The sequence below is a fragment of the Aeromonas sp. 25-AL00135 genome (assembly GCF_054052385.1).
In genome coordinates this window covers 130,459-155,313 of the sequence record NZ_JBSTYQ010000006.1, presented here as the reverse complement: position 1 = coordinate 155,313, position 24,855 = coordinate 130,459, and the positions used below count along the sequence as shown (strand labels likewise).

The window sequence follows — 24,855 nt, the reverse complement described above, 5'->3', positions numbered from 1 at the left end:
GGGATCAGGGCTCCTCGGTCGCTTTTGTTGCATTGAACGGGGCGGGCAGCAGCAATTCCTTGAGTTGGGCGATCAACAGATCCATCTCGGTCGGTAGCAGGGTTGCCATATTGAGCAGCACCTTCTGCTGGCGCACGGTGGCGATGACCGGCACCGGCAGTTCGCGCAAATCATCGAGCAGCTGCTGGGCCGGGCGCGGGTCGGTGCATTCGAGCGCAGGGGCCGGGTAGAACTCGTCCGGCAATGTGCCGCCGCCCACAACCAGCTGGGCGGGGACCGGCACAAAGCAGCCGGGCAGGGCGGCCATCAGCTGGGAAGCTCTCGCCTGCATGGCGGCCGGGTTGCTCAAGGTACGCTGGGCGATACCCTCGCCGACGGGAGATTTGTTGAGCTTGTGGATGAGCAGGCGTTCGAGCAGGGCGTAGACGATGCGGCTCGGGCGGAAGGTACGCATCATGGGGTGTTTTTCCAGCCGCTTGATAAGGTCGCTGCGGCCACTGATGATGCCCGATTGCGGGCCCCCCAAGAGCTTGTCACCGGAATAGCAGACCAGATCTGCCCCCGCCTTGATGTACTGGCGCACCGAGGTTTCATCCGGTGCAAACTCTTCGGTGGTCAAGCCCGACCCCTGATCCACCGCCAGTACCACGTGTTCGGGCAGGGCGCGGGCCACCTCGCCGATATCGGGGGATTCAGTAAAGCCGCGAATGGCGAAATTGGATCTGTGCACCATCAGTACCAGCGCGGTCTGATCGGTGATGGCATCGAGGTAATCTTTGGCGGTGGTGATATTGGTGGTGCCCACCTCCACCAGTTTGGCGCCGGAGAGGGCCAGAATGTCGGGAATGCGAAAGCCACCGCCAATCTGGATCTGCTCGCCGCGCGAGACGATCACCTCGCGCCCCTTGGCCACCTCCTGCAGCAGCAAAAAGAGCGAGGCGGCGTTGTTGTTGACCACCAGCGAATCCTCGGCCTGGGTGAGGCAACGGAGCAGGGGAGCGATCAGCCCCTTGCGCCCTCCGCGTTTGCCGGTGGCGAGATCCAGCTCCAGATTGTTGTAGCCGGTGTTGAGGTCACGCACCTCGTCCCACAGCTCGTGACTTAACGGCGAACGCCCCAGATTGGTATGCACCAGGGTGCCGGTGGCGTTGATCACCCGGGTTTGACGCTGGCGCAACTGCTGTTGGCAGCGCTTGGCAATCAGCGCCTCGATCTGCTCGGGTGCGACCCCATGTTGGCGAAAATCTTCGCTCTGGCGCAGCTCGCTCAGGGTATCGCGCACCGCCTGAGTCACCAGCGGGCGGCTCAGCGCTTCGATAAAACCGGCGAGAAAGGGTTGCTGCAGCAGCTGCTCCACTTGCGGCAGACGGCGCGTTGGTTGCTGGCTGTTCTGTTGCTGTGAATCTGGCAGTGAATCGTCGGCAGCCTGACCTGATGCGGGCTGGCGGTGGGGGATGGCTGGCGCGTGAGACGAGTTCGGCATGGGATTACCAGTGCAGTGCGTGGGTTCGGGATGCGCACCGGTTTGCCGATAGAGAGGCCGAGCTGACGGGTTATGGCACTGCTGGCGATTTGCGGATGACTGCAAACTGGGTGCATCAATGAGCGGGTATAAATTAATGCTGCATCGATGCTGATAAATTAATTTTTGGCCAGCGAGATAACCTGACTTCGGATTATATTGGCAAGCGGAAAGCACCTTTTTTAAGGTATTACTTCAAACATATTGAACAAACAATGGAAATAACATCCAGGCCGAAAAATTCAGCGAGAGAGTATTTGTTCAATAGATAAATTTGGCGGAAGAGGCAGGAATCGAACCTGCCAAAGCCTTCTCGGCTCACATCGGTTTTGAAGACCGAGGAGGCCACCAGACCCCATCAACTTCCGTAACGGTCGCCATTTTGTGGCAAATTTCTGTGACTGGCAACGCTTTTTTTGTCATAAAAAAGCGAGAGTTAGCGATTTTTTGAAAAAATCAAAGAACCTTGTTTTATATCAAGTTCAGCACAATTAGCCCGATGTTTTTAATTTAACATCGGGCCTCGATCACATTGCCGGAACCGTCGGTCAATAACGGTCGTTAACAACTCGACAAATAATCACCGCTTGGCGTTGGCAATATTCCACTGATCCAGTTTATCTATTAACAGACTGGTGTCACTGGCGGCATCAAGATGCTGATAAAGATAATCCATCGCCTCGCTCACCATCTCGGTCATCGGGAAGGAGAACGCCACGATGGCCGGTTGTACCCCGACAAAGATCACCTCGGGGACAAAGGTCTTGAGCTCGTCGATCAGGAAATTGAGCGGCATATTGTGGGTCGAGAAGATAAACATCTCGGCGATGGTCTCGGGGGGGATCACCTGCAGGGTCCCCGCCTTCTCGCCGATCTCGGCGGCATCCACCAGCACCACTCGCTCCGGTTGCAGTTCCCGCACCTTGTAGACCACATTTTCCGGCGCGATGCCGCCGTCGATATGGATCCAGCCGGACAGGGGGGCGGCTTGCAGTTTGTCGGCAAGATAGGGGCCGGCACCGTCGTCCCCCATCATGGCATTGCCCACGGTCAACACGAGATTGCAGCCCATCAGCGGCTCCTTACCATCAGGTACATATGGGGGTCGTTAAAGAGGGCGGTGAGCTGATCCATAAAGGTATTGGTCCAGCCCAGCTCCTGCTCATCGAGCACGCCTTCGGCTTTGCGCAGTCGATCGAAGGCGCAGGCCAGCATATGGCAGTGCTCGCGATAGATGGTGATCTCGCCAAAGGTGAGAAACCCCTCCATCTTGCGGCGCGCTTCGCTCCCCTCTGGCAGCTTGGCTACCCAGTCGTGATAACCGGTCAGCGAGCAGACCAGGTCTGCTCGCAGGCAATCGACGATGCCGAGGTGATGGCCGATGGCGAGGCTGTAGTACATCACCTCTTTGGCTTCCTCGGGGACGTCGAACTGCTCGTCGACGAACTTGCGCGAGAGGCGATAGAAGAAAACCTCGTCAGCCATGCACCGCCTCTCCCTTGCCGGCCGCCCGGTTGAGGCAGGCGTTTGCGAGGTTGTTGACGATCTCCGAGAGGCGCGGATCGTCGTGCTGATCGAGGTAGCTCTGGATGCGCAGATCCACATCCTGCTGGGTCGCCCCTTCGAGCAGGGCCATAAACTCGTCGGCGATGATCCGCCCCTGCCGGTAACCGGCCATGCGGCGCGCTTCGCGCTCGATCATCACCCGGATTTCGTTGGGGATGCCGGTGTGGCGCAGTTCGACCCGCTCACCCGGTTGCACCTCGTGGCTGGTGGCTTTGAGTTTCTGTTCCAGCAGACCGAGCGCCACGGCAAAGCCGTAGATGGTAGCCGCCGGTGTCGGAGGGCAGCCGGGGATATAGACATCCACCGGTACGATCTTGTCGGTGCCGCCCCAGACGCAGTAGAGGTCGTGGAAGATGCCGCCGTCACAGCCGCAGGCGCCGTAGGCGATGCAGATCTTGGGATCGGGCGCCGCCTCGTAGGCGCGCAGGGCCGGTACCCGCATCGCCCGGGTCACCGCGCCGGTAAAGAGCAGGATGTCGGCGTGGCGCGGGGAGGCGACCACCTTGATGCCGAAACGCTCGGCATCAAACAGCGGGGTGATGGTGGCGAAGATCTCAATCTCGCAGGCGTTGCAGCCTCCGCAATCGACCCTGTAGACATAGGCCGAGCGGCGAATGTCCTTGAGCAGGGTCTTCTTGAGTTTGGTGATCTCGGGATCCTGTGCCAGCGGCACGGCGCGGGTATGGGCATGCCCGACAACCGGTTCTATGCCTTTGATCTTGCTCATCACATCCACTCCTTTTGTGCGGCCATCGGTGTGGCTATCGGTGTGATCAGGGCCGAGTCAGGCTGGCTCAGCATGCTCTGTTTTCGTTTGCAGTCGGGGCAGTGGTGCAGCCGCTCCGGTGTCGTGAGTGGTGTGCCTGCCTGCTTGAGGGTGTCCTCCACCAGCGCCACCAGCTTGCTCGGGGCAAAGTAGGTGCCGCACAGGGTGCAGGGGGCCAGCGCGAAGCGGGCCTCCTCATAGAGATCGGCCTTGTTGGTCACCGCCAGCTCGAACTCGGGGGAGAGGGCGATGGCGCGGGTCGGGCAAACCTCCTCGCAGCGGCCGCAGAAGATGCAGCGCGCCATGGAGATCTCCCAGCGCCGTTCGCCGGTCTCCATGTCCACTTCCATCACCAGCGCATTGGCCGGGCAGGCCTTGGTGCAGGCGGCGCAGGCGATGCACTGATCCGCCTGATATTTCGGTTTGCCGCGAAAATCCCGGTTCACCTCGTAAGGGGCGAAGGGGTACTTGGCGGTCGGGGTGCCAGCCTTGAGGATGGTCTTGAACAGCTTGATCATGATGACCCCTTATTTCAGCGGAGAGTTTTTGCGATCGATGCCGTAGCGCTCGATCTCCTTGTAGGAGACCACGGTGGATTTGCCCTTCTTGGGGTCGACCAGGGTGACCCGGTCGGTACAGGAGTAGCAGGGATCCAGACTGCCGATGATGAGCGGCGCATCCGCCACGGTATTGCCGCGCAGCATGTAACGCAGGGCAGGCCAGTTGGCGTAGGTGGCGGCGCGGCAGCGCCAGCGGAACAGCTTCTGGTTATCTCCCGTCATGCTCCAGTGGACGTTCTCGCCGCGGGGCGCTTCGGTAAAGCCCAGCGCAAACTTGCCCGGCTGGTAGGTGAAGCCTTCGGTCAAAAGCGGCCCCTCCGGCAGGTGCTCAAGGCCGAACTCAATCATGTCGAGGGAGTCGTAGAGCTCGTGGATCCGCACCAGCACCCGGGATTGCACGTCGCAACCCGCCTTGGTCTGGATCTCCATCGGCAGCTCGCGGTAACCGGCAAAATCGTGAACCCGGCGCACGTCACGCTTGAAGCCGCTCGCCCGTACCATGGGGCCGACACAGCTGAAATCGCGGGCAATCTGCGGCTCGAGCTTGCCGATACCGATGAGGCGGGAGGAGATGTTGGCGGTATCCAGCAGCATGGCCACCAGGGGTTTGAGCTCATCACGCAGCTCGCGCACCAGCTGGGCACCCTTGATGCGATCTTCCTTGAAGATGTCGCGGCGCACCCCGCCAATCAGGTTGAGACCGTAGGTCTTGCGGGCGCCGGTCAGCAGCTCGGCCAGGGTCATGGATTTTTCCCGCACCCGGAAGAACTGCATGAAGCCGGTGTCGAAACCGGTGAAGTGGCTCGACAGGCCGATGTTGAGGATATGGCTGTGCAGGCGCTCCACCTCCAGCAGCACGGCACGGATCATCTTGGCCCGCTCCGGCACCGGAATGCCCATGGCGTTCTCCACCGAGGTGGTGTAGGCGACACTGTGGGTAAAACCGCAGATGCCGCAGACCCGGTCGGTCAGAAACGCCACTTCGTTGTAGCCCATGCGGGTTTCCGCCAGCTTCTCCATGCCGCGATGGACATAGAAGAGGCGGTAGTCGGCATCGATGATGTCTTCGCCATCGACGAACAGACGGAAGTGGCCCGGCTCGTCGGAGGTTATGTGCAGCGGGCCGACCGGCACGATGCGGTTGGCATCACTGCCGAGCTCATTGACGAAGGGGTAGGTCTCGGTGTCGGTGGTGGGCATCGGGCGCTGGCGGTAATCCATGGCGTCCTTGCGCAGGGGATGGATATCCTCCGGCCAGTCGTCCGGCAGTACCAGACGGCGTTCGTCCGGCAGGCCGATGGCGCGCAGGCCGTACATGTCGCGGATCTCCCGCTCGCCCCACACCGCCGCCGGAATGGTCGGGGTGATGGAGGGGTACTCCTGGGTATCGGCATCTACAAGCACCTTGACGGTGATCCAGCACTTGGTATCGCCCTCCATGGAGAAGACGTGGTAGACGGCGAAGTGGCCGTTGAAGCTGCGCTCGTCATTGGCAAAGGAGAGCGGAAGCCAGCCCCCCAGCTGGTGGAAGATCAGGCTGGCGGTTTCGACCAGACTGGTGGGTTTGACGGTAATGGTGGCCTGATCGGCGGTTTGCCACTCCTCGTCGACGATGGCGTGGGGTAGTTGTGCTCGCACCTGCTGGATGTAGTCGCAGCCGATGCGATCCGAAATGGCGATGGTCATGCAGTTCTCACTTTAATGTTCGGGAATGAGCATTCACAAATGATGAAATCGGAAAAAGTTGCTGTGCTGGCGGGCATGGCTCAGACCCCGACCAGATAGGCGAGCAGCGCCAGCAGGGCCAGCCCCAACCCGTAGCGGGTGAGCTTGTGGGTGCGCACGAACTGGGTGCGGGCCATGGCGTTTTCGATGATGCCAGCCAGCAAAAAGGCCACCAGCAGCTTGCAGGCGAGGATCAGCGCCGCACCGATGAGCGCGGGCAGACTCCAGTTGGCTGCCTTGCCGAAGGGGAGGAAAATCACCAGAAAGAGCTGCACCACCACCAGCTGCTTGAGGCCGATGGAGAGCTTGAGCAGGGCCAGCCCCGCACCGGAATACTCGGTGAGCGGCCCCTCTTGCAGCTCCTGCTCGGCTTCGGCGCAGTCAAAGGGCAGCTTGCCCATCTCGACAAACACCGCAAAGGCGCAGGCGGCGCCCGCCAGCAGGGTGGCGATGGGCGCGGCCAGCGGCTGGGTCGCCACATAGTTGCTGATATTGCCCAGATCCGAGCTGCCCACCATCATCGCCATGATGAAGCAGGCGAGCACCAGAATGGGCTCCACCAGAATGCCGAGGGTCAGTTCGCGGCGGGCGCCGATCCCTGCAAACATGCTGCCGCTGTCGAGCCCCGCCAGCGAAAAGAAGAAGCGGAAGATGGCGAACAGATAGATGTCGGTGATGAGATCCCCGGCGATGGGGAAGGGGGACTCGTGGGTCAGGGTTGGCAGCGCCATCCCCACCAGCAAGAGGGCGGCGATCAGCAGCGCAGGCATCAGGTTGAAGATGATGCCGGCAGGCTCGGGGGTCACCTCCTGGCGGCGCAGGAGCTTGGCGATATCCCGGTAATCCTGCAGCGGACCCGGCCCCTGACGGGAGTGCATCTTGGCCCGTAGCACCCGGTTGAAACCGGTGGCGAGCGGCGCCAGCGCCAGCATGGCGATGGCCTGGGTCAGGGCGAGGGCAACCATGCCCCAGCTCGGCATTTCAAGAACAGGCATATCAGACTCCTACAGCCATCAGGATAAAGAGCGCCAGCACAACGCCATGCAGCAACCAGCCGGTCATTCCGCTGGTATCGCTCACCCCGTGCAGGGCGCTGGCCAGATCGAGCTGCGGCTGCTTGCGATAGAGCGGCGCGCAGAGTTGGCGCAAGGTGTGGGTGACACCGCCAGAGGTGAGGCTCATGCGCTCCTCGTAGGCGTAACCACAAGCCCACGGGGTGCCTGCGTGACGACGACCCAGCTTGGGCCCTTTGAAGATGGCCAGTACCAGCAGCGGGATGAGGAACAGCCCCAGCAAGGTGATGGCGATAACGGGTGGGGATAGGATCGCCTGGCGGCTATCGAGTGGCAGCAGGGTGGCGCCGGTGGCGACGCTTATCTGGCTCGTGACTTGAGTAGAGACGAGGGCCTGACCATAGCTGGCGATATGGGGGGCAATCCAGGGGGCGCCCAGACCCAGCACCAGACAGACCGCAGCCAGCAGCAGCGTGCCTGCCACCATGGCCCCCGGCACTTCGCGGGCGTGGCTCGCGTGTTCGCTGCGCGGTGCGCCGCAGAAGCAGATGCCATACACCTTGACGAAACACATCACCGCCATGGCGCCGGTCACTGCCAGCATCACTACCGCGAGCGGCGCGACGACAGAGGTGCCGAGTTTGGTCATGGAGAGCAGGGATTGGTAGATAAACCACTCGCTGACAAAGCCGTTCAGCGGCGGCAGCGCCGAGATGGCCATGGCACCGATGAGGAACGCCAGCGCAGTCCAGGGCATCAGCTTGGCAAGACCACCCATCTTGTCCATATCCCGGGTGTGCAGGCGGAACATCACAGAGCCGGTGCCCATAAAGAGCAGGCTCTTGAAGATGGCGTGGTTGAGCAGGTGATAGAGGGCGCCGAGCAGCCCCAGCACCACCAGCGCCGGCTGCTGGTTGGCGATGCCGATCATGCCGATGCCCATCCCCATCAGGATGATGCCGATGTTCTCCACCGTGTGGTAGGCGAGCAGCCGCTTGAGGTCATGCTCGGCCAGCGCAAACAGCACCCCGAGCACCGCCGAGCAGGCACCGAAGATCAGCACCACATAGCCCCACCAGAGCTGGCTGACGCCGAGAAAATCGATGCTGACTCGCAAGATGCCAAACAGACCCAGCTTGACCATGACGCCGGACATCAGCGCCGAGATATGGGACGGCGCAACGGGCTCGGCCACCGGCAGCCAGCCGTGCAGCGGCACGAAACCCGCGCGCAGACCAAAGCCGCAGAAGCTGAGCAGGAACACCAGCGAGGCCAAAGCGCCCGCCAGATGGTGCTCGCGCAGCGCAGCGAACTCCAGCGAGCCGCTTTCACGGCAGAGCAGCCAGAAGGCAACCAGCACCAGCGCCATGCCGATATGGTTCATCACCAAGTAAAGCCGGCTCTGTTTGGCAGCATCCGGGTTGGTCTTGACCAGCCAGTAGGTGGTGAGGGTCACCAGCTCGTAGCAGAGCAAGAAACCGAGCGCATTGTCGGCCAGTACCATACCCACCATGGCAAAGAGGAAGAGGTTCATCAGCGCGCCGATGGCCACATCCCCCTTGCCCTGATATTCGCGGATATAGGCAAAGGAGTAGAGGGCGACGGCGACGCCGACGGTGCTAATCACCAGCAGCATCAGCGCGGAGAGCATATCGAGGTGCACCGAGCCCAGCAGCCAGAGTTGGCCGTCGACGGGGGCGCCTTGGGCAAAGATCTGGATGGCGGCAACCAGACCCGCGAGCGACCCCAGCAGGGCAAGGCCGCTGTTGAGACGGTTGGCCAGTGCGGGCAGCTTTTGCAGCAGCAAACCGGCGGCAGCGCCCAGCAAAAAGAGCAGGAGCGTGGCCATAACAAGGGGGGACAACATCAGCGAACTCCCTCTGTGGTAGATAAATCGGAGGCAGGGATCGCCGTGGCAGGCGCCGAGAAGGCGGAGGCCCCTTGCGGGTTGGTGTCGGCCGCTTGCTGGCGACGGATACGGGCGGCGCGTTCGGTGTCGCCGTCATTGACCAGCTTCAGCGCCTGGGAGGGGCAGGCTCCGACACAGGCGGGGCCTTCGGCGCGAAACTCGCACAGGTCACACTTGACCGCGATGCTGCGCACCCCCGGTTCCCAGCTCAGCAGATCCTCGCCAAAGCAACGCAGACCGGCGGAGGTGGAGGGGTTGCTGGAGCGGATGGAGCAGGGGATATAGGTGTCGTAACTGGTGGCCACGGCCACCGGACGGCTGCCACCGCTCTGGATGGCGCCAAAGGGGCAGGCCACGGCGCAGAGATTGCAGCCGATGCAGAGCGACTCGTTGAGTTGCACGCAATCGCCGGTCTGGCGAATTGCCTCGACCGGGCACACCTTGATGCAGGGGGCATCGTCACAGTGACGGCACTGAACCGGCATGGTCGCCTGCTCGTGTCGCATAACGGTTAAACGGGGGGCTTGCTGCAAACCTTGCGCCTTGTGTACCTCGCTGCAGGCCGCCATACAGGTGCCACAGCCGATACAAAGCTTGGGGTCAGCGATAACGAAGCGGTTCATAGCCTACCTTGTCGTGTCGCGAACGGAGAAAGTAGGGGCAGGTTGGCAAGATACGGGCCAGATTGGTTTTTGCAGTGAAATTGGTTTTAAGTTTCTGTTTTTAAATGAATAAAAATTTCGCGTGGTTGGGTGAACGTGCTGATGTGGCTGTCGAACTGTGACGTTCGTCACTTGTGACGAAGCCATCGGGAGGGTTCGTCACCATGGAAAACGCAGCATGGGTAGGGTGCAAAGAACGCAGTGAATTGCACCGTTGGCAGCATATGGTCGCAGTGGTTTGCTCCCTTCTCCCCTTGCGGGAGAAGGGCTTGGGGATGAGGGGGAAAGTCAGCCATATGGTCGCGGTGCACGGCGCTGCGCTTGTTGCACCCTACGGCGGTGGTCTGTTCGGATAGAGGCCGCCTGTTTTGAAACCGTAGGTTCGATTAGCGAAGCGTAATCGGACGCACGATAACGCAAATATATCGGCAGCATACCGGGAGCAGGGGGCAATGAACGCAGTGAATTGCACCGTTTGCAGCATATGGTCGCCGTGGTTTGCCCCCTTCTCCCCTCGCGGGAGAAGGGCTGGGGATGAGGGGGTCGGTCATTGGGGTTAACGGAAAAGAAGAGGGAGGCCAATGCCTCCCTATCTATTTACTGACGTTTTCTATGCCATCAAAAGGCCATCAACCCGCCATCAGATATCCACCTGCGAACCCAGCTCGATGACCCGGTTGGGCGGGATCTCGAACTGATCCGGGGCACGCAGGGCGTTGCGCTGCAGCAGCATAAAGAGCTTGCCGCGCAGATAGAGATACCAGGGGCGGTCTTTCATGATCAGCGACTCGTGGGCCATAAAGAACGAGGTCTCCATCATCCGGCAGCTCAGCCCCTCGGCGTTGCAGCGGTGGAAGATCTCCTCCACGTTCGGGGTTTCGCGCCAGCCGTAGCTTGCCACCACCCGCCAGAAGGTGGGGGAGAGCTGCTCGATGCAGACTCGGCGCACATTGTGGACGTAGGGCACATCCTCCACCCGCAGGGTGAGCAGGATGATCCGCTCGTGCAGTACCTTGTTGTGCTTGAGGTTGTGCAGGAGCGCATGGGGGATCACATTGACCACCCGCGACATATAGACCGCAGTGCCGGCCACCCGGGTCGGCGGGGATTTTTCCAGCGAGGCGATCATCGGCTCAAGGGAGTTGCCGTGCTCGTTCAGGCGACGAATAAGCTGGAAACGCTCGCTCTTCCAGCTGGTCATCACGGTGAACATCACCGCGCCCAGGGTGAGCGGCAGCCAGCCGCCGGAGAAGATTTTGGCGAGGTTGGCGGCAAACAGCGGCACGTCGATACAGAGCAGCGCGGCAAACAGGATGGCCACCAGATACTTGTTCCAGTGCCAGCTGTTCTTGGCCACCGAGCAGGAGAGGATGGAGGTAAGCACCATGGTGCCGGTCACGGCGATGCCGTAGGCCGCCGCCAGATTGCTGGAGTGCTCGAAGCTCATGATGACGATCACCACCGAGATATAGAGCATCCAGTTGATGACCGGAATATAGATCTGGCCGGACTCCTGCTCGGAGGTATGAACGATGCGAATGGGGGAGAGATAACCGAGCCGCACCGCCTGCCGGGTCAGCGAAAAGACCCCGGAGATCACCGCCTGCGAGGCGATCACCGTCGCCATGGTTGCCAGCAGCAGCAGCGGTACCAGCGCCCATTTCGGCGCGAGCAGGAAGAAGGGGTTGGCAATGGCCGCCGGGTTACTCAGCAGCAGCGCACCCTGACCGAAGTAGTTGAGCACCAGCGAGGGCAGCACCACGATAAACCAGGCGAGGCGAATGGGATTCTTGCCAAAGTGGCCCATATCCGCGTAGAGCGCCTCCACCCCGGTGATGGCCAGCACCACGGCGCCGAGGGCAAAGAAGGAGGTGGTCTGGTACTGGATAAAGAAACGCACCGCCCAGATGGGGTTGAGCGCACCCAGCACCTCGGGGTTGTGGATGATGCCGCGCAGCCCCAGCACTGCCAGCGTCATAAACCAGATCAGCATGATGGGGGCAAACAGCTTGCCCACCATGGCGGTGCCATGTTTCTGGATGGCGAACAGCAGGGTCAGCACCAGCACCGAGAGGGTGACGATATAGGGGTCGAGGGCGGGGGTGAGAATGCTCAGACCCTCGATGGCCGACATCACCGACATCGCCGGGGTGATCACCACCTCGCCATAGAAGAAGCTGCCGCCAATCAGGCCGAGGATGATCAGCAGCGGCGTCCAGCGGGTGGAGGCGTTGCGGGTCGCCAGCGACATCAGGGTGAGAATGCCACCCTCGCCGGCGTTGTCGGCCCGCATCACAAAGGAGAGGTACTTGACCGACACCACCAGGATCAGCAGCCAGAAGATCAGCGAGAGAAAGCCGAGAATGGAGGCCGGCTCGACGCCGAACCCGAATTGACCTGACAGGCACTCGCGCAAGGTATAGAGCGGGCTGGTGCCGATATCGCCATAGACTACGCCAATCGCCGCCAGCATAACGCCGGACATGGCTTGTTGTTTATCACAGTTCATGAGTTCATCTTGTCAGTTTGATGTTTACACGTTTGCCAACGCACAGCAGCCCGACCTATCAGGAAAATCGTGATATTTAATCGGGAGAGAATTAATGGATTGCGATGGGAAAGGGCGCTAACGGAATAGTGATCTGCTTGTCATGGAACACAGTCTGTTCATCTGTCATTAAGCTTATAATGACACACACTCTGCGGGACTATGCTCAGTTATAAATAATCAAAAGTTCAATTTGAGTAAGAGAATTAATTATCCGGCGATTGAAATAGGCCGCGATAATGCAGGCAACTGTTTGTTTTATCTAGCGAAGTGGTTTGGCTACTCTCTTTTACCAAAATGGATAATAAATAGACGATAAAGTAATCACTAATTAAATGCTGGCAGGATGGCAAAGGGGAGGGGGGGGCAATGGAGTCTTTATTTGGAAGGGGAAAAAGGTAGGGTGCAATGCGCTGCGCTTATTGCACCCAACGTACTACGATTCTAAATATATCCCCCCTTAATTTATACCGAAAGTTACACGTTAAATCCAAATGAGATCTCAGCAAAAGGAGAGTTATTGTTATCAGATATGTTTGTTGTAATACTTGCCTTACACCACCTTCTCACGTTATCAATATATTCTTGCCTAGCATTTTTTAACTCAGACAACTCAAGTGAGCTCACAACAGATTCTAAGCCTGAAAAAGCGGTTTTATTGTCATAAAAAGGGGCAATAATACCTGTTGAGCACCACATTGTGATTAATGACCATATGCGACATAAACCTTTTAGCTCATAATCTAAGTCTGTCCACTGAACTTTTGGTAATTGTTCATTATGAGCAATGACTTTGTTTCTATATCTCATGGGATTGGATGTGTTGTTATTGATCCCGTTTATGAACGAAGATAGTTTGTCAACCTCTTCTATAGAGGTAAGGCTAGAATCTTTAATATAATGACTGACGTTATTCCAAACATTCTTCAATGAATGGTCGTCTTTATGTCCGCTCAATAGTTTTCCGTATGATGCGAATATTTTATAAGTGCATCCAGATAACCATTGAGAATGAAACATATAAGTTTCAAAAGGATTGCAATTAGTTTTAACTGTCTGAAAAGAAAATATGATCGCGCGAATCTCAATGATGTCTAATATTAGCTCATCAATCCCTATGTGATATCTCCCTGACTTGTAATATTCACTATTCAAGTAGCTTTTGGTGGCTTTTGCTCGTTCATGCCAATATTGCTTTTTCTCTTGATCATTAGCATACGCATCCTGATAACGTTTGTAATCCTCAATGCGTTTTAGCAAGTCATTTTCAGTTGCGTGCTTTGATGTTGCTTTGAGGGCATATAACTGTGCATTTTCCTCTGATTCAAATTTCAACTCACACTCCTAACGCTTTTAGAAAAACAGTTAACAGAACCAATCGTGCAAGAAATACAACCGTAAATATTTAAATTAAAATATATTTTGGGTCATCAAGCTTGTGAGGTTAAATTGTTTTGGGGTTACTGTGGAATATCAGAGTTCATCATAAGTGATGATTTCAATTTTTCCTCGGCTAACACCACACTTCAGGAGACTTTGTATATGTTTTTCTTTATCTGATACGTGGTAGCAATAAACTTTCCACATAACATCACCAACCTGATTCTTGATACGCTGAAAGTATGGCAAATCAATATTATTTAATGAATGGCCGATAATCACCACATCGTTAATATCATTTAGGTTACAAAAGTATTCCTCATTTTTCTCCAATACTGCTTCAACAGGTTTTCGTAGGGCGTACAGAGGATATCTGGCAATACTTTCTGCTTCTGAAAACATATGACCACTATATTCTCCGTCCTTATCAAATTCTGATGGCTCTGTAATATTCTCACCATGGCCAAAAATCAGTGCATTGTGTCTGGCTGCACTTCCATGAATATGCAGAACATGATCATCTTCAATGTTGTAGACAGATTGAAGTGTTGAGGTGTAATTGAAGTTAATAAATGTTGAATTAGTATTGAAAATAATTTTTTGTTCTGTGTCAGTTACATCAATACTATTAACCCAGTCAGTAAATGCTTCTTCGATATTAGAAACGTGAATTTTTGTTTGCTCAGTAAGCTCATCCTCTAGACCATAAATATCTCGTGGTCTAAAATCCTCTGAATTAACATCGACCTCATTGTGAATCGACAAGAAATTCTCTGCATCAAAATTACCAAGCGCATTTTCAAAATCATGCCAAGGCTGGTGATAACGTAAATCAAATGAATAGTACTCTTCTATTTCATCGAGGAAATCTTTTGCAAAATCATAAAAGTCGTTATAGCCTGTAGGTAATTCATGCCATAGGTCAAACCCATTGCCAATTATATAAAGTGTTTTCATATGATAATTATTCCGTAGCTTAGATAATATTTGAAATAATTTGCTCGCTATATTTTTGGCAAAAATACTTAAACCATACTTATTTATCTGCATGGAGAAGGTCTCAACAGCGCTGGTTGCCAACTGAAGCATGCTATCCAATTGGGTAGAGGGTAAAAAGGGCAATCGGCGCATAATCTGTCCGAGATCAATAAATTAGTCATTGATTGGATGTTGTTTGTTCGCTTGAGCTGAAAGGGCAGGGTGATGGCCTTTGTCAGCCGGTGTCGAGCTCGTCACTTTTGTCGTGTCGATCACACTTCCCATCCCGTCGTCACCCTCGTCAGCGGTGATAAACAGCACACTACGTTTTCTAATTACTTCTTTATTTTCAGTGGCTTGTGAATTTTTATCGCACCTTTGGCCCGTTTTGGTCTGATAAATGCTTTGTGGGGGGCTGGCCGCCTCTTTGCCTGTCGGCGGGCGGCCCGGTGTAACGAACCATTTAGGATCCCTCTCTATGAACAGCTTCGTGATTGCAGATCCCAGTCTCTGTATTGGGTGTCGTACCTGTGAGGTGGCCTGCGCCGTTTCACACCAGTCAGGGTCTTGCAGCGGGACCCTTGAGCGGGAGGGCGGCCTGCATCTTGCCATCGAGGATGGACATCTGGTCTCCAGGGACAGCTACTTTCAGCCGCGCCTGAAGGTGATCGTGGGCAGCAAGGTGACCACGCCGGTGCTCTGCCGCCAGTGTGAAGACAAGCCGTGCGCCATGGCCTGCCCGAACAATGCCATCGTCAGCGAGGATGGTTGCGTCAAGGTGTTGCAGGAGCGCTGCATCGGCTGCAAGTCCTGCGTGGTGGCCTGTCCTTACGGCGCCATGGCGGTGGTGCTCAAAGAGGTGCCCCCGGCTGCAGATTCGCTCTTCAAGCGTCCGCAGACCAAGGCGCAGGCGCTCAAGTGCGATCTCTGCCGTCACCGCGAGGCGGGCCCGGCCTGTGTCGAGGTGTGTCCGACCCAGGCGCTGCGGCTGGTCACGCCGGAGCATCTTGAAACCCTGAATCGGCAGAAGCAGCTGGCCAGTGCCGAGGCACTGCTGGCGATGCCGACGCGGGTGTGAGCGGGCTTGCCGAGCCGTTTTTCGTTAACAAACAAGAGTGTGAGTCATGAAAAAAGTCATTACCGTGTGCCCCTATTGCGGCACCGGTTGCAAAATCAACCTGCTGGTTGAAAACGACAAGGTGGTGGGGGCCGAAGGCGCCAACGGCCGGACCAACGAGGGGCAGCTCTGCCTCAAGGGCTATTACGGTTGGGATTTCTTGAACGACACCAACCTGCTGACCCCCCGTCTCAAGAGCCCGATGATCCGCCGCGAGCGCGGTGGCAAGTTCGAAGCAGTCTCCTGGGACGAAGCCATCGAGTTTGCCAGCAGCCGTCTCTCTGCCATCAAGGCGAAATATGGCCCGGACGCCATCATGACCACCGGCTCTGCCCGTGGCCCCGGCAATGAAGCCAACTATGTGATGCAAAAATTTGCCCGTGCGGTGATTGGGACGAACAACGTCGACCACTGCGCGAGGGTGTGACACGCACCCTCAGTCTCCGGTCTGGAGACAACTGTAGGCAACGGCGCCATGAGCAACGCCATTCCCGAAATTCAAGAGACCAAGTGCCTGCTGGTGTTTGGTTACAACGCTGCTGACTCTCACCCCATCGTCGCTCGCCATATCCTCAAGGCGAAGGCAAACGGGGCCAAGGTGATTGTGTGTGATCCCCGCATGGTGGAGACCGCCCGTATCGCCGATCAGTGGCTGCCGCTCAAAAACGGTTCCAACATGGCGCTGGTTAACGCCTTCGCCAACGTGTTGATCAATGAAGGGCTCTACAACAAGGCCTTTGTCGCCAACTACACCGAAGGGTTCGAGACCTTCAAGGCGACGGTAGCCAAGTACACCCCGGAATATGTGGAGGGGATCACTGGCCTCAAAGCCGCCGATATCCGCGCCGCCATTCGCACCTATGCCGAGTCGCCTGCGTCCATGATCCTGTGGGGCATGGGGGTGACCCAGTACGGTCAGGCGGTGGACGTGGTCAAGGGGCTCGCGGGTCTGGCGCTGCTGACCGGCAACTTCGGTCGCCGCGGCACCGGTTGCGGGCCGGTACGCGGTCAGAACAACGTGCAGGGCACCTGTGACATGGGGATGCTGCCGCACCAGTTCCCGGGTTATCAGTCGGTGGCCGATCCTGCCATCAGCGCCAAGTTTGCCAAGGCGTGGGGCGTGGCGTCGCTCTCCCAGAAACCCGGCTATCGCCTGACGGAGCTTGGCCATAAGGTGGAGGAGGGCAAGTGCAAGGCCTTCTACATCTTCGGTGAAGATCCGGCCCAGACCGAGGCAGATCTCGGTCAGTTCCGCCGCACTCTGGCGGGGATGGAGCTGGTGATCGTGCAGGATATCTTCATGACCCAGACCGCCGAGATGGCGGATGTCATTCTGCCCGCCACCAGCTGGGGCGAGCACGAAGGGGTCTACAGCTCGGCGGATCGCGGCTTCCAGCGCTTCTACAAGGCGGTGACGCCCCCTGAGAACGTGAAGCCGGACTGGGCCATCTTCTCGTTGATGGCGACAGCCATGGGTTACCCCATGGAGTACCACAACACCGAAGAGATCTGGGATGAGATGCGTGCGCTCTGCCCGCTCTATGCCGGGGTCAGCTACGACAAGATGGCCGATCTCAAGAGCGTGCAGTGGCCTTGCCCGACCGAGGATCACCCGGGTACCAGCACTCTGTTCGAGGGGAATGTGTTCACCACCCCGAGCGGCAAGGGTCAGCTGATCGCCTCCGAGTGGCGGCCGCCGCTGGAGCAGCCCTGTGCGGAGTACCCGCTGGTGCTCTCCACCGTGCGCGAGGTGGGTCACTACTCCTGCCGATCCATGACCGGCAACTGCTCGGCGCTGCAAACCCTGGCCGATGAGCCCGGCTATGTGCAGATCCACCCGAGCGATGCCAAAAAGCTCGGGGTGAAGGATCAGGCGCTGGTCTGGATCTCGTCGCGCCGTGGCAAGGTGATCACCCGCGCCAACTACAACGACCGGGTCAACGCCGGGGTGGTCTACATGACTTACCAGTGGTGGATCGGGGCCTGCAACGAGCTCACCATCGAGCACGTCGATCCCGTCTCCCACACGCCGGAGTACAAGTACTGCGCGGTGAAGATAGAGCGCATCGACAATCAGCCTGAGGCGGAAGTGTACGTCCAGACTGAATACAGCGCGCTCAAGGCGAAATTGCGCAGCGCAGCCAAAGGCTGACCCGCCCTAAAAAAGGACGTTCTGCACAAATAAGGGAACCCGACTCGGATTTATCGAGTCGGGCACCCTTTTATTACCCAAAAACAGGGGATAAATGATGCAACATGAAATTGGTCGCTTATTCGGAATTTTCTATATTGGCACCTATCTGGCGGCGATATTGCTGGGAATAGGTTGCTATATTTGGCGCGACGAGATGATATTTCTGCTCGGCTTCGGTTTTTTCGGCTGTTTTATGGCAGCAAGGCTTGCCATGAACAGCGTATTTTCTGCCTTGAGTATTTCCAGTGCCTGGCTGATCGGGTTTATCTCCACCACCTTGATCAACGGCCTGCTGCTGGGGGTGATCACCCTGCTGATCTACCTCACTCACCAGAGCGTCACCGCCGAGCTTGCCGACAACGCCAGCTGGCTGCTGATGGCCTTCCAGAGCTTGTCGGCCCTCTTTATCTTCGGTGGTCTGAAGTGCTGCCACAGCCGGATCATCACCTCATAAATTACCGATTTATGAGCAGCAAACGCCATCTTGAAACCCGTAGTCAGCGAAGAGGAGAGGCAGATCTGACAGTTGACGGCGGCCCACTTTTCGGACGCCTTAATTGAGATCAAGAACTGATGAAATAACCGGTTAAATATGGCCATCAGATATATTAAATCGGATTGTAATGAAATTTGAGCTCATCTATGATGAGTCGCCATTCCAATATATCCCCCGATAACGATGTTACTTTTTGTTGTCGTTCGTTAATAACAACTCTGGAATTGCAACATGCGACAATTTTCGTCACCGCTTTTCTTATTGGCAGCCGCTTTTACGGGCTGCGGCTATTTATTTTGGTGACGAGTGCTTGTCGTGATGCGATGGCATGGACAGCCTGACTGGTGACTAAATCGATATAACGTGAGGCCGCAATGCTAAATGTGAGTGCCATCCCCCTGGACGAGATCTCTCCCATCTGGGACGACGGTTTCCTCCTGCTCTCCAAATCCCTCCTGTCGGCCGTGACGCTCGATGATTTTATCCACAAACTCAACAAGATAGATGCCAGCTTCGGCGGCGTGACCCGGGTCAACCTGATCCTCAACATGGGGGCGGACGAGGAGGCCATCTTCTATTTCATGGGACATTCCGGCCCAAAGCATCTGGTCTGCCCCAAGGCAGAGCTGCACCTCTCCCCCCGTCCGACCAAAGAGACCCCGGAACAGGCCATCATTCTCGCTGCCGCCCGCTTTGAGAATCGCTGCCCGGCGCTGGATCGCGAAGGGGTCTACGGGGGGCTGCGCTCCTACTGCCAGCTCCCCATCACCACCGCCCGCAGCCACCTTGGCGGGGTCGAGTTTATCAACACCCAGCTCGACAGCTTCACCATGGAGACCCTGGCCAAACTGACCCAGCTGGCGGCCATTATCGCCATTGCGCTGGAGAACGTGCTCGACAAGGAGCGCACCCTGGAGCAGGCCAACTCCCTGCGTCTTGAGCGCGACAGCTGCAAAATTCTGGTGGATGTGACCAATGCAGTGATCAAACTGGTGCGCATCGCCGAGCTGCCCAAGAGCCTGTTTACCATCCTGCATCACCACTTCGGCATCAGCAGCTTGTGTCTGGCGGAGTACAACGCCACCTCCGACAGCTTCAAGAGCTATCTGGTCAATCAGCACCAGAGCGAGCAGCCGGGCATCATCGATCACTCCTGTTTTGAAAAGAAGTGCCTGCAGGGGGCCCTTGGCCACAGCGAGCCGTTTTTCGTCTATCGCGAACACGGCCACGGCTGCAGCAATCGCTGTCGGTTTACCTCCCAGATCCTGCCCCCCGAGGCCGACAGCTCCTGCATTTTGCCGCTGCGTTATCGGGGCAACCTGCTGGGGGTGTTGATCCTCTCGCACCCCAACGCCGACTTCTTTGCCGATATCGATATCTCATTGCTGGAGCAAGTGGCGGCGCGCACCGCCATTGCCATGAACAACGTGCAGGCGCAGCAGGAGATCTCCAACACCAACGGTGCCAAAGAGAAGACCATTCGCATCAACGAGCCGCAGATGCAGGGGGAGTTTCCCCACATCATCTACCAGAGCGCGGTGATGGAGAGCGTGCTGGAGAAGGTGCGGCTGGTGGCCGAGAGCGACAGCACTGTGCTGATCCTCGGCGAGACCGGTACCGGCAAGGAGCTGATCGCCCAGGCCATTCACGCCCTGAGTGCCCGCCACGACCACGAGATGGTGAAGGTGAACTGCGCCGCCATCCCGACCGGCCTTATCGAGAGCGATCTGTTTGGCCACGAGAAGGGGGCCTTTACCGGCGCCCTGACCCAGCGCATCGGCCGTTTCGAGCGGGCCCACAAGGGCACCCTGTTCCTCGACGAGGTGGGGGATATGCCGCTGGACTTGCAGCCCAAACTCTTGCGGGTATTGCAGGAGCACGAGCTGGAGCGGGTGGGGAACAGCAACCCCATCGCAGTGGATGTGCGGCTGGTGGCCGCCACCAACTGCGATCTGCTCTCCATGGTCAAGAACAAGCGTTTCAGAAGCGATCTCTACTACCGCCTCAACGTCTTTCCCATCGAGCTGCCGCCCCTGCGCGAGCGGCGCGAGGATATTCCGCTGCTGGTCAATTTTTTTATCAAGAAGATCGCCAAGCGGATGCGCCGCACCATCACCTCTATCCCCGCCGATGCCATGAAAATGCTGGTGTCACTCCCCTGGTACGGCAATATCCGCGAGCTGGAGAACGTCATCGAGCGCGCCGTGGTGATGACCCGCGGCCATGTGCTCAACCTCTCGCCTGATGAGCTGATGCCCCTCAAGGGCTACCACAAGATTGAGACCCTGGTTTATGACGAACCCGCCACGCCGCTCTTTACCGAGGAGGGGCCGATTGATGAGCGTGAGGCGATCATCGCTGCCCTGCGTGACTGCAACGGCATCGTCGCTGGCGAGCGGGGGGCGGCCAACCGCCTTGGCATGAAGCGCACCACCTTGCTTTCGAAAATGAAGCGGCTCGGCATCTCAGCCAGAGATCCCGAGATCATTGACGGGGTTGCACCATGAGAGAGGTAATTGAGCTTGAGGTGCGGAGTGAGCGGAGCGAGCAAAAACAGAACGAACAGTGCGAGCAGAGAGAACAGAACGAGCTGGCCCGCTGCGCTATCCACCGCGAGGTGGTGCACTACCGCGCCGATACACTGACCTGCGACAGCGAAATGGCGCTCCCCTCCGAGACGCCGGTGGCGCTGGTCTACAACGGCATCGCCCACAGCGTGATGATGTGCTCGGCCTCCGATCTGGAGGATTTCGCCATCGGGTTTTCGCTATCCGAGGGGATCATCGACAGTCTGCTCGATATCCACGACATCGAGCAGATCGATGGCTGTCAGGGGATTGAGCTGCATATCACCCTGGCCAACCGCTGCGTCCATCGCCTTAAAGAGAAGCGGCGCACCCTGGCGGGGCGCACCGGTTGCGGCATCTGCGGCAGCGAGAGTCTGGAGCAGGTGATCCGCAACCAGCCAAGCTTGCCCGATAGTCAGCGCCTGGCGGTGGGCCATATCGACAAGGTATTGAGCGCGCTGCGCCCGCTCCAGCTGCTGGGTCAGCGCACCGGCGCCACCCATGCGGCGGTGCATCTGGACGGGGAGGGCAATATTCTCGCCATCCGCGAGGATGTGGGGCGCCATATTGCGCTGGATAAGCTGGTGGGCCATCTGTGCCGCACGGGTCGCCGTGATGGTGCCATTCTGGTGACCAGCCGCGCCAGCTTCGAGATGGTGCAAAAGTGCGCCAGCGCCGGGGTGGAGATCTTGCTCGCCATCTCGGCCGCCACCGAGCTTGCGGTCGAGCGTGCCGAGCAGACCGGGCTGACGCTGGTGGGCTTTTGCCGCCCCGGGCGGGCCGAGATCTACAGCGGGTGCCAGCGTATCCTGCTCAAGTAATGGCAAGGCCGTGAACCCGCTAAACGGGTAACGAAAACAGCCAATAAAAAAGGGCGGGGAGTGTGACTCCCCGCCCTTTTTGTATCTGTTTCTGTGGCGGATTAGCGCGCCAGCAGGATACGCAGCATGCGGCGCAGCGGCTCGGCGGCGCCCCACAGCAGCTGGTCACCCACGGTAAAGGCGGCCAGATACTCAGGGCCCATATTGAGTTTGCGCAGACGACCCACCGGAATGCTGAGGGTGCCGGTAACGGCAGCCGGGGTCAGCTCGCGGGCTGTGATATCGCGATCATTGGGGATCACTTTTACCCAGTCGTTGTGGGCAGCCAGCAGCGCTTCGATCTCCGCCAGCGGCACATCCTTTTTCAGCTTGATGGTAAAGGCCTGACTGTGGCAGCGCAGGGCGCCGATCCGCACACAGAGACCATCCACCGGAATGACGGCGTTCTCGATACCCAAAATCTTGTTGGTCTCAGCCTGACCCTTCCACTCTTCACGGCTCTGGCCGTTGTCGAGCTTGGTGTCGATCCAGGGGATAAGGCCACCGGCCAGCGGCACGCCGAAGTTGTCCACCGGCAGGGTGCCGGAGCGGGTCTTTTCAGTGATCTTGCGCTCGATGTCGAGGATGGCGGAGGCAGGATCGGCCAGCTCAACCGCCACTTCGTCGCGCAGCATCCCCATCTGGGTGACCAGCTCGCGCATATGGCGGGCACCGCCACCGGATGCCGCCTGATAGGTGGCCACACTCACCCACTCCACCAGATCGGCCTTGAACAGGCCGCCTAGGGCCAGCAGCATCAGGCTGACGGTGCAGTTGCCGCCAACGAAGGTCTTGATGCCATCGTTCAGGGCCTGTTCAATCACATCGCCGTTGACCGGATCCAGAATGATGACGGCGTCTTTCTCCATCCGCAGGGAGGAGGCAGCGTCAATCCAGTAACCCTGCCAGCCAGCGGCTTTCAGGCGCGGATAGACATCCTTGGTGTAGTCGCCGCCTTGCGCGGTGATGATGATATCCTGCTTGGCCAGCGCTTCGATATCGAAGGCGTCTTGCAGAGTACCGGCATCGACGCCGAAGTTGGGAGCCGCCTCACCGGCCTGGGAGGTGGTGAAGAATGTGGGTTGAATATGGGCGAAATCCTGCTCTTCCTGCATCCGGCTCATCAGAACCGATCCCACCATGCCACGCCAACCGACCAAACCTACTTTTTTCATATTGTCCTACCCTGGATTGCTGCTAAAGAAACTCGCGATGACACCCGTAACCCCTTGTCTGGCGACGCCTGTTTACAAGCGGTTTACAGGCCATATAAAAAATATGCGCTGCGAAAAATGCGTCTATCCACATTACGGATTGTGACGGCTTGCGCAAGTCGAATTGCGCAATATTCTGTGCCGTTTGCTGCATTAACCGGCAGCCAGAGCACCGCTCAGGTAGACGGGGAGGGAGAAGGTCAACATCAGACGAAAAGGCCACCGTTTATGGCGGTGGCCTGTCAATAAAGCGGTTGAGGACGTTCTCTGCTGTTGTCTGGGGGCGTAGTTGGCGAGTGAAACAGCCCGACAGCTTGGGCGCTTAGCCGTAACGGGCCAGAGTGAGCCCCTCATCGCTGATGGCGGGCTCGCTGCCGCTGATCAGATCGCACAATAGCTGACCCGAACCGGCCGCCATGGTCCAGCCCAGGGTGCCGTGGCCGGTATTGAGCCAGAGGCCGGGAATGGGGCTTGGCCCCACCAGCGGGGTGCCGTCCGGCGTCATGGGACGCAGGCCGGTCCAAAACTCGGCTTGGCTGATATCGCCCCCCTCGGGGAAAAGATCCCCCACTACCATCGCCAGAGTGTCGTGGCGTCTCGGATTCAAGGCGAGGTTGTAGCCCGACAGCTCCGCCATGCCGCCGACCCGGATCCGCTCGTCAAAACGGGTGATGGCCACCTTGTAGGTCTCGTCGAGCACGGTACTGCGCGGTGCGGCCTCGGCGTTGATCATCGGCAGGGTGAGGGAGTAGCCCTTGACCGGATAGACCGGCAGCTCCAGCCCGAGCGGGCGCAGCAGCGGCCGTAGAAAACCGGTGGCATAACTGCCGAGCGCGCAGACGATGGCATCGGCGCGATAGCGCTGCTCGCCCGCCCGCACCGCCACGGCGCGGCCGCGTGCTTGCTCAATCTCGTCGATATCGCAGTTGAAGACAAACTTGACCCCGAGCTTCTCGGCTTCAAGGGCAAGGGCCTTGGTGAAGCGGAAGCAGTCGCCGGTCTCGTCGCCGGGCAGACGCAAGCCGCCGACGATTTTGCCGCGCACCCGCGTCAGCGCAGGCTCTGCCGCTTCGCAGCCGCTGGCATCCAGCGACTGGTAGGGGACGCCATACTCCTCCAGCACCTCGATGTCGCGCTGACTGGCATCGAGCTGGGATTGGCTGCGAAACAGCTGCAGGGTGCCGAGTTGGCGCCCTTCGTAATCGATGTTCAGCTCGTCGCGCAGCAGCTTCATGCAGTCGCGGCTGTATTCGGCCAGACGCACCATGCGCCCCTTGTTGGTGGCATAGGCGGTCGGAGTGCAGTTGGCGAGCATTCTGAGCATCCAGCGAAGCTGGAAGGGGTCGGCGGTGGGGCGCACGGTGAAGGGGGCATGCTTTTGCAGCATCCACTTGGCGGCCTTGAGGGGAATGCCGGGGGCCGCCCAGGGGGCCGCATAACCCGGGGATATCTGCCCGGCGTTGGCATGGCTGGTTTCAAGGGCGACGCCCCCCTGTCGCTCCAGCAGGGTCACCTTGTGACCCGCTTTGGCCAGATACCAGGCGCTGGTTACCCCTATCACGCCGCCACCGAGAACCACTATCTCCATATCGTCTTTCCTTGACTGATCTCCTGATGTGGCCACCACCATAATCAGCCGCCACAGGATATTCAACTGCTCTGCGCAGGATTGGGATCTCCGTCTGCTTGCCGGTCACAGGCTGGTGTTTGGTGCGATGACGCGCCTGATTGCCAGCGTAAATCGCTGCGCTGTTGTCAGTGTGAATGTGCCAGGGGAC

At 58.2% G+C, this 24,855-nt stretch carries 19 protein-coding genes and 1 tRNA gene; 5 read left to right on the top strand and 15 right to left on the bottom strand.

From position 1 onward, the window contains the following. Positions 1 to 4: 4 nt before the first annotated feature. The 13 genes from selA to ACW5XC_RS07310 all read right to left on the bottom strand — a co-directional run bounded on the left by selA (position 5) and on the right by ACW5XC_RS07310 (position 14,782). Positions 5 to 1,483 (bottom strand): L-seryl-tRNA(Sec) selenium transferase, encoded by a 1,479-nt coding sequence (gene selA / locus ACW5XC_RS07370; protein ID WP_042053813.1) that lies wholly within the window; start codon positions 1,481 to 1,483, stop codon positions 5 to 7. 314 nt (positions 1,484 to 1,797) lie between these two features. Then, positions 1,798 to 1,889, bottom strand: a tRNA-Sec gene (locus ACW5XC_RS07365). Positions 1,890 to 2,102: 213 nt separating this feature from the next. Next, the gene (gene hycI, locus ACW5XC_RS07360) at positions 2,103 to 2,594 is read right to left on the bottom strand and encodes a hydrogenase maturation peptidase HycI (RefSeq protein ID WP_042053812.1); all 492 of its coding nucleotides are present in this window, start codon (positions 2,592 to 2,594) and stop codon (positions 2,103 to 2,105) included. Next, positions 2,594 to 3,007 (bottom strand): formate hydrogenlyase maturation HycH family protein, encoded by a 414-nt coding sequence (locus tag ACW5XC_RS07355; protein ID WP_042053811.1) that lies wholly within the window; start codon positions 3,005 to 3,007, stop codon positions 2,594 to 2,596. Before ACW5XC_RS07355 ends, hycI begins: the two co-directional genes overlap by 1 nt. Continuing rightward, positions 3,000 to 3,815 (bottom strand): NADH-quinone oxidoreductase subunit B family protein, encoded by an 816-nt coding sequence (locus ACW5XC_RS07350; protein WP_005333324.1) that lies wholly within the window; start codon positions 3,813 to 3,815, stop codon positions 3,000 to 3,002. Before ACW5XC_RS07350 ends, ACW5XC_RS07355 begins: the two co-directional genes overlap by 8 nt. After that, positions 3,815 to 4,372, bottom strand: a complete 558-nt coding sequence (locus tag ACW5XC_RS07345; RefSeq protein ID WP_042053810.1) for a formate hydrogenlyase complex iron-sulfur subunit — start codon at positions 4,370 to 4,372, stop codon at positions 3,815 to 3,817. The genes ACW5XC_RS07350 and ACW5XC_RS07345 overlap by 1 nt, the downstream gene beginning before the upstream one ends. A 9-nt stretch (positions 4,373 to 4,381) precedes the next feature. Next, on the bottom strand, positions 4,382 to 6,100 hold the full coding sequence (locus ACW5XC_RS07340; RefSeq protein ID WP_042053809.1) for a hydrogenase large subunit: 1,719 nt from the start codon (positions 6,098 to 6,100) through the stop codon (positions 4,382 to 4,384). Positions 6,101 to 6,180: 80 nt separating this feature from the next. Next, positions 6,181 to 7,134 carry a respiratory chain complex I subunit 1 family protein gene (locus ACW5XC_RS07335; protein ID WP_042053808.1) on the bottom strand — a complete coding sequence of 318 codons (954 nt, stop codon included), beginning with the start codon at positions 7,132 to 7,134 and terminating at the stop codon, positions 6,181 to 6,183. A 1-nt stretch (position 7,135) separates the two neighbouring features. Then, a complete protein-coding gene (gene hyfB / locus ACW5XC_RS07330) occupies positions 7,136 to 9,019 on the bottom strand; it encodes a hydrogenase 4 subunit B (protein ID WP_042053807.1) in 1,884 nt (627 codons plus the stop codon). After that, the gene (locus ACW5XC_RS07325) at positions 9,019 to 9,684 is read right to left on the bottom strand and encodes a 4Fe-4S dicluster domain-containing protein (protein ID WP_042053806.1); all 666 of its coding nucleotides are present in this window, start codon (positions 9,682 to 9,684) and stop codon (positions 9,019 to 9,021) included. The genes hyfB and ACW5XC_RS07325 overlap by 1 nt, the downstream gene beginning before the upstream one ends. A gap of 679 nt (positions 9,685 to 10,363) precedes the next feature. Continuing rightward, the gene (gene kup, locus ACW5XC_RS07320) at positions 10,364 to 12,232 is read right to left on the bottom strand and encodes a low affinity potassium transporter Kup (protein ID WP_024944982.1); all 1,869 of its coding nucleotides are present in this window, start codon (positions 12,230 to 12,232) and stop codon (positions 10,364 to 10,366) included. A 516-nt stretch (positions 12,233 to 12,748) separates the two neighbouring features. Beyond that, positions 12,749 to 13,606, bottom strand: coding sequence for a hypothetical protein (locus ACW5XC_RS07315; RefSeq protein ID WP_143182529.1), 858 nt, complete (start codon positions 13,604 to 13,606; stop codon positions 12,749 to 12,751). Between the two features lie 138 nt (positions 13,607 to 13,744). Next, entirely contained in the window at positions 13,745 to 14,782 is a 1,038-nt protein-coding gene (locus ACW5XC_RS07310; RefSeq protein ID WP_202904093.1) for a bacteriophage abortive infection AbiH family protein, read from the bottom strand. Positions 14,783 to 15,107: 325 nt separating this feature from the next. On the opposite strand from ACW5XC_RS07310, the gene ACW5XC_RS07305 reads away from it, so the two are divergent. From ACW5XC_RS07305 to fdhD, 5 genes are all read left to right on the top strand, one after another. Continuing rightward, a complete protein-coding gene (locus tag ACW5XC_RS07305) occupies positions 15,108 to 15,707 on the top strand; it encodes a 4Fe-4S dicluster domain-containing protein (protein WP_042053804.1) in 600 nt (199 codons plus the stop codon). A gap of 46 nt (positions 15,708 to 15,753) precedes the next feature. Next, positions 15,754 to 17,898 (top strand): formate dehydrogenase subunit alpha, encoded by a 2,145-nt coding sequence (fdhF, locus tag ACW5XC_RS07300; protein WP_080771385.1) that lies wholly within the window; start codon positions 15,754 to 15,756, stop codon positions 17,896 to 17,898. Between the two features lie 253 nt (positions 17,899 to 18,151). Next, the gene (locus ACW5XC_RS07295) at positions 18,152 to 18,394 is read left to right on the top strand and encodes a hypothetical protein (protein ID WP_235657002.1); all 243 of its coding nucleotides are present in this window, start codon (positions 18,152 to 18,154) and stop codon (positions 18,392 to 18,394) included. A 416-nt stretch (positions 18,395 to 18,810) separates the two neighbouring features. Then, complete coding sequence (locus tag ACW5XC_RS07290; RefSeq protein WP_042053803.1) at positions 18,811 to 20,943, top strand: sigma 54-interacting transcriptional regulator; 2,133 nt, start codon at positions 18,811 to 18,813, stop codon at positions 20,941 to 20,943. Beyond that, positions 20,940 to 21,824, top strand: a complete 885-nt coding sequence (fdhD, locus tag ACW5XC_RS07285; protein ID WP_236727566.1) for a formate dehydrogenase accessory sulfurtransferase FdhD — start codon at positions 20,940 to 20,942, stop codon at positions 21,822 to 21,824. The genes ACW5XC_RS07290 and fdhD overlap by 4 nt, the downstream gene beginning before the upstream one ends. A 101-nt stretch (positions 21,825 to 21,925) precedes the next feature. On the opposite strand, the gene asd is transcribed toward fdhD, so the two are convergent. Further along, a complete protein-coding gene (gene asd, locus ACW5XC_RS07280; protein ID WP_005345266.1) occupies positions 21,926 to 23,038 on the bottom strand; it encodes an aspartate-semialdehyde dehydrogenase in 1,113 nt (370 codons plus the stop codon). Positions 23,039 to 23,399: 361 nt separating this feature from the next. Further along, on the bottom strand, positions 23,400 to 24,707 hold the full coding sequence (locus tag ACW5XC_RS07275) for a D-amino acid dehydrogenase (protein ID WP_408649418.1): 1,308 nt from the start codon (positions 24,705 to 24,707) through the stop codon (positions 23,400 to 23,402). Positions 24,708 to 24,855: the final 148 nt, after the last annotated feature.